The sequence below is a fragment of the Canibacter oris genome (assembly GCF_014197205.1).
In the GTDB taxonomy this organism is placed as follows: domain Bacteria; phylum Actinomycetota; class Actinomycetes; order Actinomycetales; family Microbacteriaceae; genus Canibacter; species Canibacter oris.
Genome location: NZ_JACIFD010000010.1, coordinates 12,482 through 29,072 on the forward strand (window position 1 = coordinate 12,482; position 16,591 = coordinate 29,072).

17 protein-coding genes are annotated in these 16,591 nt (G+C 58.5%); 14 read left to right on the top strand and 3 right to left on the bottom strand.

Annotated elements, in window-relative coordinates:
- Positions 1-91: 91 nt before the first annotated feature.
- Together F5897_RS05475 and F5897_RS05480 are read right to left on the bottom strand one after the other, a co-directional pair.
- Positions 92-907, bottom strand: coding sequence for a heme ABC transporter ATP-binding protein (locus tag F5897_RS05475; RefSeq protein WP_183304782.1), 816 nt, complete (start codon positions 905-907; stop codon positions 92-94).
- Positions 908-1,969: a FecCD family ABC transporter permease gene (locus F5897_RS05480; protein ID WP_183304783.1), complete on the bottom strand. Its 1,062-nt coding sequence runs from the start codon at positions 1,967-1,969 to the stop codon at positions 908-910.
- A gap of 140 nt (positions 1,970-2,109) precedes the next feature.
- Here F5897_RS05480 and F5897_RS05485 point away from each other — a divergent pair, with 140 nt between their 5' ends.
- The 6 genes from F5897_RS05485 to F5897_RS05510 all read left to right on the top strand — a co-directional run bounded on the left by F5897_RS05485 (position 2,110) and on the right by F5897_RS05510 (position 7,646).
- Entirely contained in the window at positions 2,110-3,216 is a 1,107-nt protein-coding gene (locus F5897_RS05485; protein ID WP_183304784.1) for a heme/hemin ABC transporter substrate-binding protein, read from the top strand.
- 22 nt (positions 3,217-3,238) lie between these two features.
- Positions 3,239-3,853: a LytR C-terminal domain-containing protein gene (locus tag F5897_RS05490; RefSeq protein WP_183304785.1), complete on the top strand. Its 615-nt coding sequence runs from the start codon at positions 3,239-3,241 to the stop codon at positions 3,851-3,853.
- Between the two features lie 157 nt (positions 3,854-4,010).
- Positions 4,011-5,630 carry a chaperonin GroEL gene (groL, locus tag F5897_RS05495; RefSeq protein ID WP_124824923.1) on the top strand — a complete coding sequence of 540 codons (1,620 nt, stop codon included), beginning with the start codon at positions 4,011-4,013 and terminating at the stop codon, positions 5,628-5,630.
- Between the two features lie 156 nt (positions 5,631-5,786).
- Complete coding sequence (locus F5897_RS05500) at positions 5,787-6,149, top strand: GntR family transcriptional regulator (RefSeq protein WP_124824922.1); 363 nt, start codon at positions 5,787-5,789, stop codon at positions 6,147-6,149.
- Positions 6,142-6,828, top strand: coding sequence for an ABC transporter ATP-binding protein (locus tag F5897_RS05505; RefSeq protein WP_183304786.1), 687 nt, complete (start codon positions 6,142-6,144; stop codon positions 6,826-6,828). The genes F5897_RS05500 and F5897_RS05505 overlap by 8 nt, the downstream gene beginning before the upstream one ends.
- Entirely contained in the window at positions 6,828-7,646 is an 819-nt protein-coding gene (locus tag F5897_RS05510; protein ID WP_183304787.1) for a hypothetical protein, read from the top strand. Before F5897_RS05505 ends, F5897_RS05510 begins: the two co-directional genes overlap by 1 nt.
- A 184-nt stretch (positions 7,647-7,830) precedes the next feature.
- On the opposite strand, the gene F5897_RS05515 is transcribed toward F5897_RS05510, so the two are convergent.
- Positions 7,831-9,603, bottom strand: coding sequence for an acetyl/propionyl/methylcrotonyl-CoA carboxylase subunit alpha (locus F5897_RS05515; protein WP_183304788.1), 1,773 nt, complete (start codon positions 9,601-9,603; stop codon positions 7,831-7,833).
- A 95-nt stretch (positions 9,604-9,698) separates the two neighbouring features.
- On the opposite strand from F5897_RS05515, the gene F5897_RS05520 reads away from it, so the two are divergent.
- The 8 genes from F5897_RS05520 (at position 9,699) to F5897_RS05555 (ending at position 16,493) form a co-directional block, all read left to right on the top strand.
- The gene (locus F5897_RS05520; protein WP_183304789.1) at positions 9,699-10,058 is read left to right on the top strand and encodes a hypothetical protein; all 360 of its coding nucleotides are present in this window, start codon (positions 9,699-9,701) and stop codon (positions 10,056-10,058) included.
- 64 nt (positions 10,059-10,122) lie between these two features.
- Positions 10,123-10,563: an FAS1-like dehydratase domain-containing protein gene (locus F5897_RS05525; RefSeq protein WP_183304790.1), complete on the top strand. Its 441-nt coding sequence runs from the start codon at positions 10,123-10,125 to the stop codon at positions 10,561-10,563.
- Between the two features lies 1 nt (position 10,564).
- The gene (locus F5897_RS05530) at positions 10,565-11,002 is read left to right on the top strand and encodes a MaoC/PaaZ C-terminal domain-containing protein (RefSeq protein WP_183304791.1); all 438 of its coding nucleotides are present in this window, start codon (positions 10,565-10,567) and stop codon (positions 11,000-11,002) included.
- Positions 11,002-12,465 carry a UDP-N-acetylmuramate dehydrogenase gene (locus F5897_RS05535; protein WP_183304792.1) on the top strand — a complete coding sequence of 488 codons (1,464 nt, stop codon included), beginning with the start codon at positions 11,002-11,004 and terminating at the stop codon, positions 12,463-12,465. The genes F5897_RS05530 and F5897_RS05535 overlap by 1 nt, the downstream gene beginning before the upstream one ends.
- A 3-nt stretch (positions 12,466-12,468) precedes the next feature.
- Positions 12,469-12,990 (top strand): amino-acid N-acetyltransferase, encoded by a 522-nt coding sequence (locus F5897_RS05540; protein WP_183304793.1) that lies wholly within the window; start codon positions 12,469-12,471, stop codon positions 12,988-12,990.
- Between the two features lie 11 nt (positions 12,991-13,001).
- Positions 13,002-13,613 (top strand): hypothetical protein, encoded by a 612-nt coding sequence (locus tag F5897_RS05545; RefSeq protein WP_183304794.1) that lies wholly within the window; start codon positions 13,002-13,004, stop codon positions 13,611-13,613.
- A gap of 339 nt (positions 13,614-13,952) precedes the next feature.
- Positions 13,953-15,290 (top strand): CaiB/BaiF CoA transferase family protein, encoded by a 1,338-nt coding sequence (locus F5897_RS05550; RefSeq protein WP_183304795.1) that lies wholly within the window; start codon positions 13,953-13,955, stop codon positions 15,288-15,290.
- A 42-nt stretch (positions 15,291-15,332) separates the two neighbouring features.
- On the top strand, positions 15,333-16,493 hold the full coding sequence (locus F5897_RS05555) for an acyl-CoA dehydrogenase family protein (protein ID WP_124824911.1): 1,161 nt from the start codon (positions 15,333-15,335) through the stop codon (positions 16,491-16,493).
- The last annotated feature ends 98 nt before the right edge of the window (positions 16,494-16,591 follow it).

A 16,591-nucleotide genomic window follows, 5' to 3' on the forward strand; every position in this document is an offset into this window, starting at 1 on the left:
TAATTGTAAAATCGGGGAGGGCACAGCGTCTTGTGCACCTCCCTGATTTTTACCGTGACCGCTGACCGTAAGCGGCAAAACGTTTTTGGGATTAAAAATCTCGCAGCGGCAGCACGAGAGGTTGTCCGGTCTTCGGGTGGCGGATAACCTCAACGGGAGTTTCATAGATTTCACTGATGCGTTGCGAGGTGAGAATCTCCCGTGGGGTGCCGCAAGCGGCAATTTCGCCTTGCTTCAACAGTGCGATGGTGTCAGCGTAGGCCGCCGCAAGGTTGAGGTCGTGCAGCACCACCAAAACCGCGTTTCCGCGCGCAGCCAAATCTCGCATAGTTTCCAGCACCGCTTCCTGATGCTTCAAATCTAGCGCTGCGGTGGGCTCGTCAAGCATCACAACATTGGTGCGAGTTGCGAGGGTGCGGGCGAAGCTGACGCGGGCACGCTCACCGCCTGAGAGAGACGGCACCCGTCGATCCGCCAAATGCGTAACGTCGGCGAGCTGCATTGACTCTGCAATAATTTCTTCATCGTCGCGATCAGCAGGGGTGCGCTGCCACGGCGCACGTCCCATTTCAACGACCTGCGCGGCTTTGAACGGAAATAGCAGCTGATGCTCCTGCAGCAGCACGCTGCGGCGCCGGGCGAGCTGTTTTAGGCTCCACGATTTCAGCTCTTTCCCGAGGAAGTGTACACTACCACCGGTGAGTTTGGTTTCTCCTGAGATTGCAGAAAGCAGAGTTGATTTACCAGCCCCGTTGGGGCCCAGCAGCGCGAGCACCTCGCCGGCATGCAGGGTTAGGTTGACGTTTTTAAGCAACTGTTTGTCTTCCACAGCCACGCACACATCGCGTGCCACGCACACGGTTTCGCCGGGAACCAGCGGTTCCGGAATAATCGTCGCAGCAGACATTTATCCCCACCCTCCTGCGTGCTTCCGGGTGCGTCGTAGCAGCCAGAAGAAGAACGGGCCGCCGAGCAGACTCGTGAGCATGCCGATTGGCAAATCTGTGAGCGGCACCAGGGTGCGCGCCGCTAAATCTGCCAGGGTTAGCAGCAGGGCGCCGCCGATGGTGCTCGTGATAACCAGCGGTAGATGCGCCGGACCGAGAATCATGCGCATCAGATGCGGCACCACGAGCCCCACGAAGCCAATAATGCCGGTGAAGGCAACCGCCACGCCAACAACCAGTGCCACCAGCACAATTGCGACAATGCGCAGTGCCTCCACATTGACGCCGAGGTGCCGTGCGTTGCGCTCGCCGAGCGACAGCAGGTCAAGCTTTTTAGCGATGAAAAAGACGCAGCAGAGAGCAGCCGCAAGAATCGGCAGCGCGATACCAATCTGGTTCCAGCGGCTGCCGGCGATGCTGCCGAGCTGCCAAAACACCAGCTGCTCGCGGCTCGCGGTGTCACCGAGATATGTCAGAAACGCGATACCGGCACCGCATACCGCGTTTACCGCGATCCCTGTCAAAACCAGTGTGACAACCTCAGTTTTGCCCCCGGAGCGGCTCATCACGTAAACCAGCAGTGTTGCGAGCAAGCCCGCGGTGAAAGCGAAGAGGGTAATGGTCCAGCTGCCGAGGAAGGTGAAGCCGAGCACAATGCAGGCACCTGCTCCGAGTGCCGCGCCGCTGGAAACACCAACGATACCGGGCTCCGCGAGGGGGTTGCCGAAAATTGCCTGCATTAAAAGCCCAGATAGCGCCAGTGCGCCGCCGACCAACGCGGCCATTACAAGTCGCGGAAACCGCACACTCCACAGGGTTTCATAGCCTGCAGGGTGCTCCGGCAGTGGCAGCCAGGTGGCGCCGAGATTGTGAAACAGTGCACCGAAAACCTCGGCGGGGCTAATGTGCAGCTGCCCGGTCATCGCCGAAGCCACCATTGCCGCCGCGAGCAGTACGAGCAGTAGCAGCGACAGCAGTGTGGCGCGCACTGTGCGAGGTTTTGCCTGCGTGGAGCTGTTCATGCTGACTTTCTGTCGAAATTTTAGAGTGAGCAGCCCACCTGCAGGGCGAGGATGCTGGGTGCTGCTATTCCAATCAGTTCTATCTTAGGGTACGCTAACTAATTGGTGAAATTCATCTGAAACTATTCCGGAGGTGCCTGATGCGGGTGGGAGCCTTACGCTCGTTACGAAAATTTACTGTGGGCGCGGCTGCGCTGTTGCTGCTGGCCGGTTGTGCCACTGCTGGCTCCGAGCACGTGACACAGGAAAGCGTCGTATTGCCGCCGCTGAGCGAGGTTACTCCGTTGGCGGATCCGGTTAGCCACAGCGGCCCAACCGTTGTGAAACTCCCGGAGTCCCGTATTGAGGCGTTTTTGCAGAATCCGCAGCCACAGCTGCCGGTTACCGTGACCAGCCACACGCTGGGGGGTGATCAGCAGGTCGAGGTGCGAGATGTCTCACGGATCGTGCCGTTGTCATTGGGTGGCTCCGTGGGTGATTATGTTTACACCTTTGGTTTTGGCGACAATATTGTGGGCCGCGATGTCTCAACTGTGGTGCCGGAGCTGGAGGATGTGCCGGTTGTGACCCGTAACGGGCACAGCGTTGATGCTGAGAGCGTGTTGGCGCTCAACCCGACTCTGGTGATTACCGACGGCACGATTGGTCCTACTGATGTGGTGGATCAGTTTGCCGATGCTGGGGTGACCGTGGTCTATGTTGAAAACGCGGCTGACTATGAGTCAAGCTACGTGCAGGCACAGCAGATTGCCGATCTTTTGGGTGTCGGCGATAAAGCCCCTGAATTGATTGCGAAACTGCGTCACGATATTGCAGCCAAGGAGCAGGAGATCACTGCGTGGTTGCAGAATGTTACTACCCGCCCGCGGGTGGCTTTCCTTTACATGCGTGGCGAGGGAGTGTTTTACCTCTTTGGTGAGGGCAGCGGGATCGATACCCTGTTTAAATCTCTTGGCGTGACTGATGTTGCGGCTGAGATTAACTGGGTGGGGCAGCGGCCGATGAATGACGAGGCTTTGATTGAGGCTAACCCCGACACTCTGCTGGTAATGGAGAAAGGCTTGGAGAGCGTCGGCGGCGTGGAGGGGATGTTGACGGTGCATCCGGCTACTGCGCTGACTGAAGCGGGTAAGAAGCAGCGTGTGGTGTCAGTTGCTGATACTGGGTTGTTTGTGGGTGCGCCGCGGGTGCCGGCTGTGCTTGATGGTTTGGCGCGCGCTTTTTATGCTCCTGACTCGCTAGAATAGGCGAGGTGAGGAGTAACAGCGGATGAGCCAAAAACAGAATTTCCCGAGTGATCGTTTCGATGCGGTTGCGGTTGGCGGGAAGCGCGGCTCGCGAATTGGTGCGCATCGGGCGGATCCCAGGCAGCGGCATTTTGGTCGCTGGGCGCTGCTGGTTTTCTCATTGACTCTGCTGTGCACGCTTGCCGGGGTGCTGTGGTTGATGCGCGTGGGCGCTGACAGCACGGTGTTTTCGAGCGCTAAAGACATGGTGCAGCAGGAGCAAACCGCTGCGCAGGCTGGTGCTGCTGATGCGGGGGCGCAAACCGCCGCGGAGCCTGAGCCGGAGCCTGAGCCTGAGCCGGCTGTAAACCCGGAGGCCACGGTTACGGTGCTTAATGGCACTCTAACAGCTGGGCTTGCTGGCGGCGTTGGGGAAGAAATTACCGCCAATGCCTGGGGTGCGGTGACCTTTGTGGGTAATGCCAGGACGCAGGATGTGGCGGTGACCGCGGTGATTTACAGTAACCAGGAGCAGGCCGCTAATGCTGCTGCGCTGGCCCGGGTGCTGGGCGGGGTGGAGTCGCGCTTTGATCTGTCTTATGCTGACTACGGTACTGATTTGGTCGTTGAGGTGGGTGCGGATCGCGCGGTACAGTAAGTGCCATAAAATTCGCGCATAGCGAAACTTGAGCCGACTTCACTCAAATTGTTTGCGTTCTCAGCCTGATGGTGTCAAAATTGAGTTAATGCTGTGGTGTAACGTTTCTTCGCTTCACGCCACACAAGATTCTGACCTGAATGAAAGGCACAAATAAATGGCAAAGATGATTGCTTTTGATGAGGAAGCACGCCGCGGTCTGGAGCGCGGTCTGAATATCCTCGCTGACGCGGTTAAGGTTACTCTCGGGCCACGCGGTCGCAACGTAGTGCTGGAGAAAAAATGGGGCGCACCTACTATCACTAACGACGGTGTGTCAATCGCAAAAGAGATTGAGCTTGACGATCCATACGAGAAGATCGGCGCTGAGCTGGTTAAAGAGGTAGCGAAGAAGACTGATGATGTTGCCGGTGACGGTACCACCACCGCTACCGTGTTGGCACAGGCACTGGTGCGCGAGGGTCTGCGTAACGTTGCTGCTGGCAGCGATCCAATCGCTATCAAGCGCGGCATTGAAAAGGCAGTTGCTGCTGTTAGCGCCCAGCTTTTGAACAACGCTAAAGAGATTGAGACCACCGAAGAGATTGCGGCAACCGCTTCTATCTCAGCTGCTGACCCGGAGATTGGCGGCCTGATTGCGCAGGCAATCGAAAAGGTTGGCAAAGAGGGCGTTGTAACCGTTGAAGAGTCAAACACCTTCGGCACCGAGCTGGAGCTCACCGAGGGTATGCGCTTTGACAAGGGTTACCTGTCAGCGTACTTCGTGACTGATGCGGATCGCCAGGAAGTTGTTTTCGAAGATCCATACCTGCTGATTGTAAACAGCAAGGTGTCAAACATTAAAGACCTGGTGCAGGTTGTCGAGCAGGTTATGCAGTCAGGCAAGCAGCTGGTGCTGATTGCTGAAGACGTTGAGGGCGAAGCGCTCGCGACTCTGGTGTTGAACAAGATTCGCGGCATCTTCAAGTCTGCTGCGGTTAAGGCTCCGGGCTTCGGTGATCGTCGCAAGGCGATGCTGCAGGATATCGCTATCCTCACCGGCGGCCAGGTAATCTCTGAAGAGGTTGGCCTGAAGCTGGAGAACGCAACCCTTGACATGCTCGGCACCGCACGCAAGGTTATCATCACCAAAGATGAGACCACCATCGTGCAGGGTGGCGGCGACGAAGAGGCTATTGCTGGTCGCGTCGCGCAGATCCGCCGCGAGATTGAAAACACCGACAGCGACTACGACCGTGAGAAGTTGCAGGAGCGCCTGGCGAAGCTCGCCGGCGGCGTGGCTGTTATCAAGGCTGGCGCTGCTACTGAGGTGGAGCTGAAAGAACGCAAGCACCGCATTGAAGACGCTATCCGCAACGCGAAAGCTGCGGTTGAAGAGGGCGTGCTGCCAGGCGGCGGTGTGGCGCTGATTCAGGCCGGCGCTACCGTGTTTGGTGAGCTGGCGCTTGAGGGTGACGAGGCTGTTGGTGCGCGTATCGTGAAAGCTGCGATTGAGGCGCCACTGCGTCAGATTGCGCTGAACGCTGGCCTGGAGCCAGGTGTGGTTGTGGATCGCGTATCACAGCTGGAGCCAGGCTTCGGTCTGAACGCAGCAACCGGTGAGTACGGCAACCTGGTAGAGCAGGGCATTCTTGACCCAGCTAAGGTTACCCGCTCAGCGCTGCAGAATGCGGCTTCTATCGCTGGCCTGTTCCTGACCACCGAGGCTGTTGTGGCTGAGAAGCCAGAGCCGGCTGGTGCGCCGGCCGCTGATCCAACCGCTGGAATGGATTTCTAAAGCCGGTTATTTCTTAACCACAGCGGGTCGCTAATCTTCGGATTGGCGGCCCGCTGCGTTTTTCTGGACTCTGCGGGTCCGCGCTTGCGTGAACCACACTTTCAAAGTATCATTGTATTAAGTAACTAATACAATGATACAGAAGGGAGGGTGGCAATGGAGTTTGATAATGCGCAACCAATCTGGCAGCAGCTGGTTACTGAGTTTCGGTATTTGATTATTACCGGGAAATGGCCGAGCGGCTCAAAGATTCCGTCAACACGCGACCTGGCGCTAATCTATCAGGTTAATCCCAACACCGTGCAGCGGGCTTTGTCAGAGTTAGATCGATTGGGCGACACCCGTGCAGAGCGCACCAGCGGCCGCACTGTGGTGATGCCGCAAGAACGCATCGCCGCGCTGCGTACCAGCACCGCGCAGGAAATCTTGGCTGCCGCGGTAACCAAGCTGAAACAGGCCGGTGTCACTAAGCAAGAAGCAGAAACAATTTTCACAGAGAGGTGGAATCGCGATGATTGAAATCACTAACCTCACGAAGCAGTATGGGCAAAGATTTGCGCTGCGCGATATTACTCTTAATATCAATCCGGGGCGCGTGGTCGGGCTGTTCGGCGAGAACGGCTGCGGTAAAACCACGCTGCTTAAAACTCTGGCGGGGTTTGTGCACCCGAGCGGAGGAATAGTAAAAATTAACGGTGAGCTGCCCGGGGCCGCGACCAAGGCACAGCTCAGCTATCTGCCTGACCACCCAAACTTTAGGCAGTCGCAGCAGATTGAGAGCCTGTTGGCTTACTACAGTGATTTTTTCGCCGACTTCGACGAGGCACTGTGCCGGCAAATGCTGCAGCGCTTCGAAATTGACCCGAACGTGAAGGTCAGTACCCTCTCCAAGGGGCAGTGTGAAAAAGTGCAGGTTGCCCTGGCAATGTCGCGCGCTGCCAAAGTTTACCTGCTTGATGAACCAATTAGTGGGGTGGATCCGCTCGCCCGCGAGACAATCCTACGCACCATCATCAGCGCTATCGGCCCTGACGCAACGTTGCTGATTGCAACCCACTTAATCAATGAAATTGAGCCGCTGCTTGACGATGTGATCTTGATGCGTCACGGGGCAGTGTTGGTTTATGACAGTGCGGAGGCGATTCGTGCCCGCACCGGAAAATCACTGAACGAGTATTTTAAGGAGGTGTACGCATAATGTTCGGCAAAATTCTTAAGCATGACTTTATTCGCACCCGGTTTTTACTGTTAATTATCACCGGGGCTGCGGTGCTCGCAGCGCTGCTGTCACTGCTGTTAAGCTTCCTGATGCCGGTGATGGCGGTGCTGGCACTTTTGGCCACTGCAACACTCTACCTGCTCGCGGTGCAGCTGTACCTCTACATCGATTTTTACTTCACCACTTTCGGCAGTAAAAATGCGACCTGGACGCACAGTATCCCAGTTTCTGGGCGGCAACTGTACTTCGCGAAGCTGCTTTACATCACCCTCGTGCAGTATGCTGTGATAGTGCTTGCGGTTGTGGTGGGGCTGCTGCTTAGCGTGACAGTGTTCAGTAACTTATGGGCGCAGCTGTCCGCAGAGGTGTTTGGCGCGGCCGAAATCAAGCAGCTTTCCGCTATGACTGGTTTCTTCGGGTTGCTGCTGCTGGTTTACCCGGCTTTCAGCGTTGCTACCACGCTGGCGCTAATTATTATTGGCGGCAACGGGCGCATCGGGCGGCTCGGCTTTGTGGGGCCGGTAATCGTCTACTTTGTTTACACCGTGGCGGTGCAGATTGTAAGTTTAGGGCTGTATCTGGTGTCTCCGGTTTACAATTACGCGACTGGTAGATTCAGCACCTCCGGCACCCTGATTGACCAGTTCACCTGGGCTTTCACCGGTAACACTCAGGCGTTGGAGGAGGCTAGCACCACCATGCCGGTGTTATTGCTGATACTGTCACCGCTGTTGGCAATTGCTGGGGTGTGGATCTCGCAGCACCTGATGCACGAAAAACTAGACCTGCAGGCTTAGGCGGCAGACCCAGCGCGAAGCGCGCGGCGCTAGATGAAGCGGTGTGGCGCGGCGGACACCGCGCACACCGTGACATGAAAAGAAGCGTGCAAAAGCGGCGCGGCGTAGCAAAAGCGGGAGGGGCCAGGGTGGCACCTCCCGCTTTATTTTGCTGTGCGACGTAACGTTTTACGCCGCACAGCTTTTAGGCTTCTTCCTCCGGGAGAATCTGCAGCAGCAGGTGACCGTTCGCAACGGTTTGCCCCACCGGCGCATCAATGTTCGCGATTACGCCATCGTGCGGCGCAAAGATAGACTGCTCCATCTTCATCGCCTCCAGCACCGCAACCAGCTCGCCCTTCGCGACGTGCTGACCCTCGGTAACCGGGATTTTCACCACGGTGGCCTGCATTGGTGCCACCACATCGTTACCGCTGGCCGCGCCCAATGCTGCGCCAACTTTACGCTTCGGGGCAGGGCCACGAGTTACCGCCTGATCTGCCAGAGCCACCAGGCTCGCAGGCATTACAACCTCTACGCGGCGACCTTCAACCTCAACCACCACAGTTTGCCGTTGCTGAGCAGAGTGCAGCTCCTGCTGTTCACCCTCCCACGGCTCAATGGTGTTGTTAAACTCGTTTTCAATCCACAGGGTGTAAACCCCAAAATTACCGTCTGCCGCGGTAAACGCCGGCTCATTAACCACCGCACGGTGGAACGGCAGCACCGTCGGCAGCCCCGCAATCTCAAACTCCGCGAGGGCGCGGCGGCTGCGTTCCAGAGCTTCTTCACGGGTAGCGCCGGTCACAATCAGCTTGCCGAGCATAGAGTCAAAAGCACCGGAGACTTCATCACCGGTGGTAACGCCGGTATCAACCCGCACGCCCGGGCCGGAAGCCGGGCGGAAGTGCGTGATCCGCCCCGGAGCAGGCAGGAAGTTCATGCCGGGGTCTTCGCCGTTAAGCCGGAATTCAAAAGAGTGCCCGCGAGTAACCGGATCAGGATAGTCGATGACGCCACCCTCGGCGATACGGAACTGCTCCCGCACCAGGTCAATGCCGGTGACCTCCTCAGTAACCGGGTGCTCCACCTGCAACCGGGTGTTAACCTCAAGGAACGACACCGTGCCATCGCGAGCCACCAAAAACTCGCAGGTGCCCGCCCCAACGTAGCCGACCTCTTTCAGAATCGCTTTTGAAGACTCGTAGAGTCTCCGCATTTGCTCATCGGTCAGGAAAGGCGCCGGAGCTTCTTCAACAAGTTTCTGGTGGCGGCGCTGCAAAGAGCAGTCACGGGTTGAAACCACAACCACGTTGCCGTGCTGGTCCGCGAGGCACTGCGTCTCCACGTGTCGTGGCTTCTCAAGATACTTTTCAACGAAGCATTCACCGCGCCCGAAAGCCGCGATTGCTTCGCGGGTGGCAGACTCAAACAGTTCCGCCACCTCTTCTCGCTTGTAAGCCACTTTCAGGCCGCGCCCGCCGCCGCCGAAAGCCGCTTTAATAGCGATTGGCAGCCCCACCTCGTCAGCGAAAGCCAAAACTTCATCAGCGTCCGCAACCGGGTCGCTGGTGCCCGCAGCCAGCGGGGCACCCACCTTCTCAGCGACGTGGCGGGCCGACACTTTATCGCCGAGCTGGTTAATCGCAGCCGGCGACGGGCCGATCCAAATCAAACCAGCATCAAGCACTGCCTGCGCAAAATCAGCGTTTTCTGCCAAGAAACCGTAACCCGGGTGCACCGCATCAGCGCCTGACCGTCGCGCAATGTCAAGAATTTTTTGTGTCACCAAATAAGTCTCGGCACTGGTGCTACCCTCTAGGGCGTATGCTTCATCAGCCAGTTTGGCGTGCAGCGCGTCACGATCTTGGTCAGCGTAAACAGCAACCGAAGCGATACCGCTGTCGTGAGCGGCGCGAATGATACGAACCGCAATTTCACCGCGGTTTGCAATAAGCACTTTACGAATCCGAGACATAAGTTAAGTCTAGCGGAAGAGGTCTTGACCACGCCGTATGGTTTACATAAACTGTTGCATAACGGAATCGCTGGTGCCGAAAGGATTATTGCGCTATGTTAAAGAAACTGCTTGCAACGGTTGCAGCTTTGTTTATAGCCGTGACTTTTGCCCCCCCTGTAGCACATCCGCTAGATAACACCGAAGCCGCCGCAGACGGTTACGTAAACATTTCAAACCTCACGAACAGCGCTGAAATTGATGCTGCGTTAGACGAGCGACTATTTGCGTTGCAAGGCAAACAGAGCGAACACGAAATACGCTACTTGGCAGCGTTGCCGGAATCGATTGTACTTGTTGCAGATGACGGACAGATTTTGTCAGCAGTGGTTCCTGTGAAAGGAAAAGTAACCGCAGGATATGCAACTGTGGGTATCTGGTGGCTAAAATCTGCCAACACTGTTCCGCTGAGTTGAATATTATGGGTAGCAACAGAGGTTTCTATGCCTCGTAGCCACCTCTTTGCATTAAAATCTAAACATGGTGAATGCAGAGATTGCCGGGCGCAGTTACGAGCCCACAACGCCCTATCTAGTTGGGCGTGAAAAAATTCGGGAGTTTGCGCGTGCGGTGCAGAGCACCGCGGCCGTGCATCACAGTGTCGCAGCTGCGCAGCAGGCGGGCTATGTTGACTTGGTAGCCCCGCCAACCTTCCCCGTGGTCGTGCAGGAAGCAACCCTGGCGCAGCTCCTGGCTGACCCCGAAGCAGGCGTAGACTTTTCACGCGTGGTGCACGGAGACCAGCGTTTTACCTACACTCGCCCGATTGTTGCCGGCGATGAGCTTACCGCGGTGATGACCGTGACCGCGGTGAAGCAGCTCGGTGGCAATTCGATGGTGACCGCCAGCAGTTACATCACCGATGCCGCCGGAGAGCACGTCGTAACCGCAATTTCGACACTGGTTGTGAGAGGAGAGTAGCATGCACACTCCAGACTTTAATGCGCTCGCGGTCGGTGATGTGGTGGCAACCACGAGCTACACCTTCACTCGCGACAGTCTAGTGCGCTACGCGGGAGCCTCAGGAGATTTTAACCCCATTCACTACCGCGACGATATTGCCGCGAGCGTTGGCCTTGAAGGGGTCTTAGCACATGGCATGCTGACTCTTGGTGCCGCCACCAGCCCGGTTGTTGAGTGGCTTGGCGGGGCGGGATTCGTGTTAGATACCCAGGCGCGATTTACGCGCCCTGTGGTGGTGGATCCGCACACCGGAGCAGAGGTGACAGTGACCGCTACGGTTGCCGCGCTCGACCCGGAGCAGCGCACCGCGCAGCTCAACCTCAACGTGGTGTACGCCGAAAAAACCGTGCTCGCTAAAGCCCAAATGCTGGTGCAGTTCCGGCCGGAAGCAGCATAATGACGGGGCACACAAATAACTCTGGCGGGTTCTTCGCCCGGTTTTTCGCATCGCGGCCGGAGCCGACCAAGTATCCGGCAGATTTGCCGAGCGCGGGCCCCGCGTTGGATAGCACCGCCGAGGCTCCCCTTGCCCCCGCACCACCAGAGTTTGCCGCCGATGAAACCCCGCGAGTAGACAGTGCCGCAAAAACCGGCGCCGAGTTGGCGGATGTCACCTCTCTCGCGGAACTCACCACGATGCGTGTCGGCGGCGGCTTCGAGCGGCTGCTCGTGGCTGAGACCGCAGCCGAGCTGGCGGAGCACGCCGCTGCGCTGTGGGACAGTGGTGAAGACTGGCTGCTTTTAGGCGGCGGATCCAACACCCTGGTGAGTGACGCGGGTTACCCCGGCACAGTGTTGCTAGTGCGTAACACCGGAATTGAGGTTGTGCCCGATGTGACGCTGCCCGCCGGCAAAGTGCGGGTGAGAGTGCAGGCTGGGCATGACTGGGACGAACTGGTTGCGTGGAGTGTGCAGCAGGGGTATGCGGGTATCGAGATGCTCTCTGGCATCCCGGGGCTTGCCGGGGCCGCGCCGGTGCAGAACATTGGCGCCTACGGCGGTGAGGTGGCGCAGGTGCTCGACAGTGTTACCTGGTACGACCGCGACTGGGGGCAGGTGCGCGAGATTGCGGCCGCCGATTTGCACCTCAGCTACCGCGATTCTATTCTGAAACAGGGCTACGAAGCTGTGATTTTGAGCCTTGATTTGGTGCTGCAAGACAACAGTGCGCAGCCGGAGCCGCAGAGTCAGCCAGTGGTTTTCCCGCAGCTGGCAAAGGCGCTTGAGGTGCGACTCGGCGCGACAGTGCCGCTTACGGCTGTGCGCCGGGCGGTGTTGCAGGTGCGGGCACGCAAGGGGATGGTTTTGAATGAGGCGGATCACAATAGCTGGTCTTGCGGATCCTTCTTCACAAACCCTATCGTGACTGAAAAATTCGCGCGCACCCTGCCTGCTGATGCCCCGCGCTTTGCGATGCAGCAGCAGCGGGAGAGTGACCTGGTGACAACTTTTGAGGAGCTTGCCGCCGGCGAGGAACTGCGATTGCAGGGTTTCGGCGGTGCTGACGCTGCGGGCTTTGGCGGCGCTGCGGATTCTGGCGCTGATGCTGACTACGGCGCCGCGGCGCCCGGCGGTGTGGCGGGCGCAGATGCGGGTGCCGCCTGGACGGAACCGCGGCAGGAGCCGCAGGTGAAGCTGTCTGCCGCCTGGCTGATTGAGCATGCCGGAGTGCGCCGCGGGTTCCGGTTGCCGGGGTCGGGCGCGGCGGTGAGTGATTTTCACACGCTCGCGATCACCAACCGCGGCGGGGCTTCTGCCGCGGATGTGGCGGAGCTGGCTCGCTACATTGTGAGTATGGTGCAGACCGAGTTTGGGGTGATCCTCGTTCCCGAACCAAATATTTACGGGCTTGAGATTTAAGCGATGACCGCAGCGACCCTGGCGGTGACGGTGCGTCCCGCAAAAACCAGTGATATTCCGAAAATTGCGGCTGCTATGGAGCCGTTTGTGGCGGCGCGGATCCTCCTCGGCAAAGATTTGGTGGCACTGTATGAGACGACCCACGAGTTTTTGGTGGCAGAAACCGCCGACGGCATGCTGCAGGGGTTCGGGGCGCTGCACGTGATGTGGGAGCATCTCGCGGAGGTGCGCACCCTCGCGGTTGTGGAGAGCGCCCGCGGCAAAGGCGTCGGGCACAAGCTGCTGTTGGCGCTGGAGCAGAAAGCGCGCGAGCTCGGGGTGCGGCAGATTGTGAGTTTGACGTTTGAGACGGAGTTCTTCGGGCGGCACGGTTTTGAGCCGATCGGCGAAGCGCCGGAGCTGATTGCGGCTGATGTTTACGCGCAGCTGCTGCGGTCGCATGATGAGGGCATTGCGGAATTCTTAGACTTGGCGCGGGTGAAACCTAATACACTTGGTAACACTCGAATGATGAAAACTCTGTAGCGGGAGCTGTGATGGATCAGGCAACACCGAAGACCTCGAAACAAGTGCGGCAGCGGCGCGCCTTTGTCGCGATTGGCGCGGTGCTGTTATTGGCGGGCTTGCTGCTGATTTGGGTTTCTTCACAGCGCAGCTCGGGTCCGCTCGATGGCGAAGAGGTGCGGCTGCCAGACACTGCGTTTGACCCTAACTCTAGCCGCAACGCAGAGCTAAACAATCAAGCAGAGTGCGGCGCGGGCGAGCTGCAGGTTGTTGCGCACACCGATAAAGACAGCTATGCCGCGGGAGAGCTGCCACAGTTGTCGTTGAGTATTGAGAATACCGGCGAGAAGCCGTGCGTGAAGAACCTGGGCACCTCGCAGATGGTGTTTGAGGTGCAGGCTGGAGCTGAAACCGTGTGGTTGTCAACTGACTGTCAACTGGAAGCTGATGACCGCTTGGTGCAGCTGCAACCGGGGCAGAAGCTGAAAACGGCGCCATTGCAGTGGGATCGCACGAAGTCAGCAGCCGACACTTGCGACTTGCAGGAACGGGAGCCGGTTGCGGGTGAAGGCGCAGCTTATCACCTGCTGGTCGCTGTCGGGGGTGTGCCGGCACAGGATTCGAAGCAGTTCTTGCTGCACTAGGTGCAGCGTTCCACATCGGTGGTGTGCTCGCTGCATTAGGTTCCACATCGGTGGTGCTCGCTGCACTGGGCAGTGCTTGCTTGCACCCAGCACTAGGCTCGCCTGGCGCGGATTAAGCGGCAGCAGAGATAGCGGGTGACCTTGTTTTGCGGTGCGGGTTTGAGGCGGCCGCGAGGATCCACGCACCTATGTGGAAAACTATATTTTAGCTATTTCGGTATGGTGTTTTGCACACTATTCTGGCATACTATCTCGCGGCTGTTAGGGTAGACTAAAACAGAGAGCATTCTGGTCGTTTGCGAGGCCAGTGCGCGACACTACAGAGGTTGAAGGAGCCCTATGGAAAGCAAGGCGAACCAGCAAGGCGCGGCGGGAGCGCTGCAGGGCATTAGAGTTGCCGACTTTTCACGAGTGCTTGCCGGGCCTTACGCCACCATGCTGCTGGCAGATTTCGGCGCCGATGTTATTAAAATCGAAAGCCCTGACGGTGACGGTACCCGCGCCTGGGTGCCGCCGGTCAATGCGGCGGGGCAGAGCACCTATTTTGTGAGCGCGAACCGCGGGAAGCGCTCCATCGCGCTTGATTTACGTAATCCGCAAGATTTGGAGCGGGCGAAAGAGCTCGCCGCCACCGCCGATGTGGTGATTGAAAACTTTAAGCCCGGCACGATGGCGAAGTTTGGGCTCGACTATGACACGGTTGCCGCGTTGAATCCGGGGGTTGTGTACGCTTCAATCTCCGGTTTTGGCGATAAGGAAGGCGCGGCGCTGCCAGGCTACGATCTTTTGGTGCAGGCAGTTGGTGGCTTGATGAGCATCACCGGCAGCCCGGATTCCGAGCCGAGCAAGGTTGGGGTGGCGCTGGTTGATATCATCACCGGGCTGAACGCGGTGATTGGGATTCAAGCGGCTTTGCGAGCCCGTGATACCGCGGGCAGCAGCTGCTATGGCAAGGGGCAACACGTTAAAATTTCGCTGCTCGGGTCTTTGCTCGGGGCGCTGGCAAACCAGGCAAGCTCAACGCTTGAAACGGGGCTGTCACCGAAGCGTCTCGGGAACGCTCACCCCTCTATTGCGCCGTATGAAACTTTCACGGTAAACGGCGAGAGTCTCGCGGTTGCCATCGGCACTGACGGGCAGTTTGCGCGCTTCGCTGAGCTCCTGGGTGTGCCTGAGATGGGAAGCGATCCGAAATTCCAAACCAATGAGGCGCGCGTTGCTAACCGACGGGAGCTGCGCGAAACGATTGAGCGCCAGCTGCAGACAGCCCCGATTAACGAGTGGGTTGCCGGGTGCGCGCGGTTGACGATTCCCGCGGGCAAGGTAAACAGTGTGGGTGAGGCGATCGCCTACGCTGCCGAGCTCGGGCTAAACCCGGTGGTGTCGCACTCGGTGGTGACTGCGCAGGGCGAGCAGGCCATCGTGAAGACCGTCGCAAACCCGATTTCGCTCGATAAAACCCCTGCTACTTACCACCTGGCGCCGCCGTTCCTAGCGCAGCATCAGGGCGCAGACTGGCTGCCGCGGCCTGCCGCTGCCACTGATGCTGGTGCTGGTGGTGCAGCCGCCGATGCTGCCGCCGCTGCTGCATCCGATTCGGCTGCGGCTGACTCGGTCGCTAGTGCAGCCGCCGCAGAATCAGCTGCCGCTCGCGACCTGGGCAGCGCGCAGCAGTAAATCCAAGCTTGAAACAAACCACACCGAACAGAAAGAAGAAAAATGACCGCAATTGACGATCTCTTTGACGTTGCTACGCTGGTTACTCCCGAAGAGCGTGAGTGGCAGCTCAAGGCACGCGAGTTTGCGCAGACCAAAATCAAGCCGATTATCGAGCGTGACTTCGAAAACCGCCGCCTTCCGGTAGAGCTGGTGTCTGAGGTTGGCGCGGCTGGCTTCTTCGGCATGTACATGGACGGATACGGCCTGGCAGGCGCATCTTCAGTCGCTTACGGCCTGGTTGCGATGGAGTTTGAAGCGGTTGATTCAGGCTTCCGCACCATGCTCAGCGTGCAGGGCTCACTTGCGATGGGCGCGATCCACAAATTCGGATCTGAAGAGCAGAAAGAAACCTGGCTGCCTGCCATGGGCCGCGGCGAGAAAATCGGCTGCTTTGGTCTCACCGAGCCACAGGGCGGCTCAGACCCTGCAACCATGATTACCAAGTGCCGCCGCGAGGGCGACGAGTGGGTTATCAACGGTAAGAAGCGGTGGATCGGCCTCGGCACCATTGCTGACGTGGCGGTAATCTGGGCCGAAGACGAAGACGGCGTAGTGCGTGGCTTCGTGGTGCCAACCACCACCCCGGGATACAAGGCAGAAGCGATTGAGAACAAGCTGTCGATGCGGGCATCGCTGCAGACCGAGATCACCCTCACCGATGTGCGTCTGCCGCTGGACGCGATGATGCCAAAGGCAGAGGGCCTAAAGGCGCCGTTTAAGTGCCTCAGCGAGGCGCGCTACGGCATTGCCTGGGGCGTGATGGGCGCTGCGCGTAACTGCATGGAGGTGGCGCTGGAGCGGGTTAATGGCCGCGAAACCTTCGGCACCCCAATCGGCGCGAAGCAGCTGGTGCAGGGCAAGCTGGCAGACTGCTTTGTGGAGTACGAAAAGGGTCTGCTGCTGGCGCACTACCTCGGCACTTTGAAGGATGCAGGCAAGCTGCACCACAACCAGATTAGCGTCGGCAAGCTCAACAACGTGCGCGAAGCAATCAAGATCGCGAGCACCTGCCGCGCGCTGCTCGGTGGCGACGGCATCACCAGCGACTACCCGGTAATGCGCCATATGGCGAACCTGGAGTCAGTGCGCACTTACGAGGGCACCGACGAGATGCACGCGCTGATTATCGGCCGCGCGCTGACCGGCCACTCAGCGTTCTAGGCATTTTAGCTGCTGCGGGCGCTTTCTTAAGGCACCGTAGCGGTGGCGAGATGGGCAGATACACGTGAAGTGTGTCTGCCCATCTTGTGTTAGCAGCG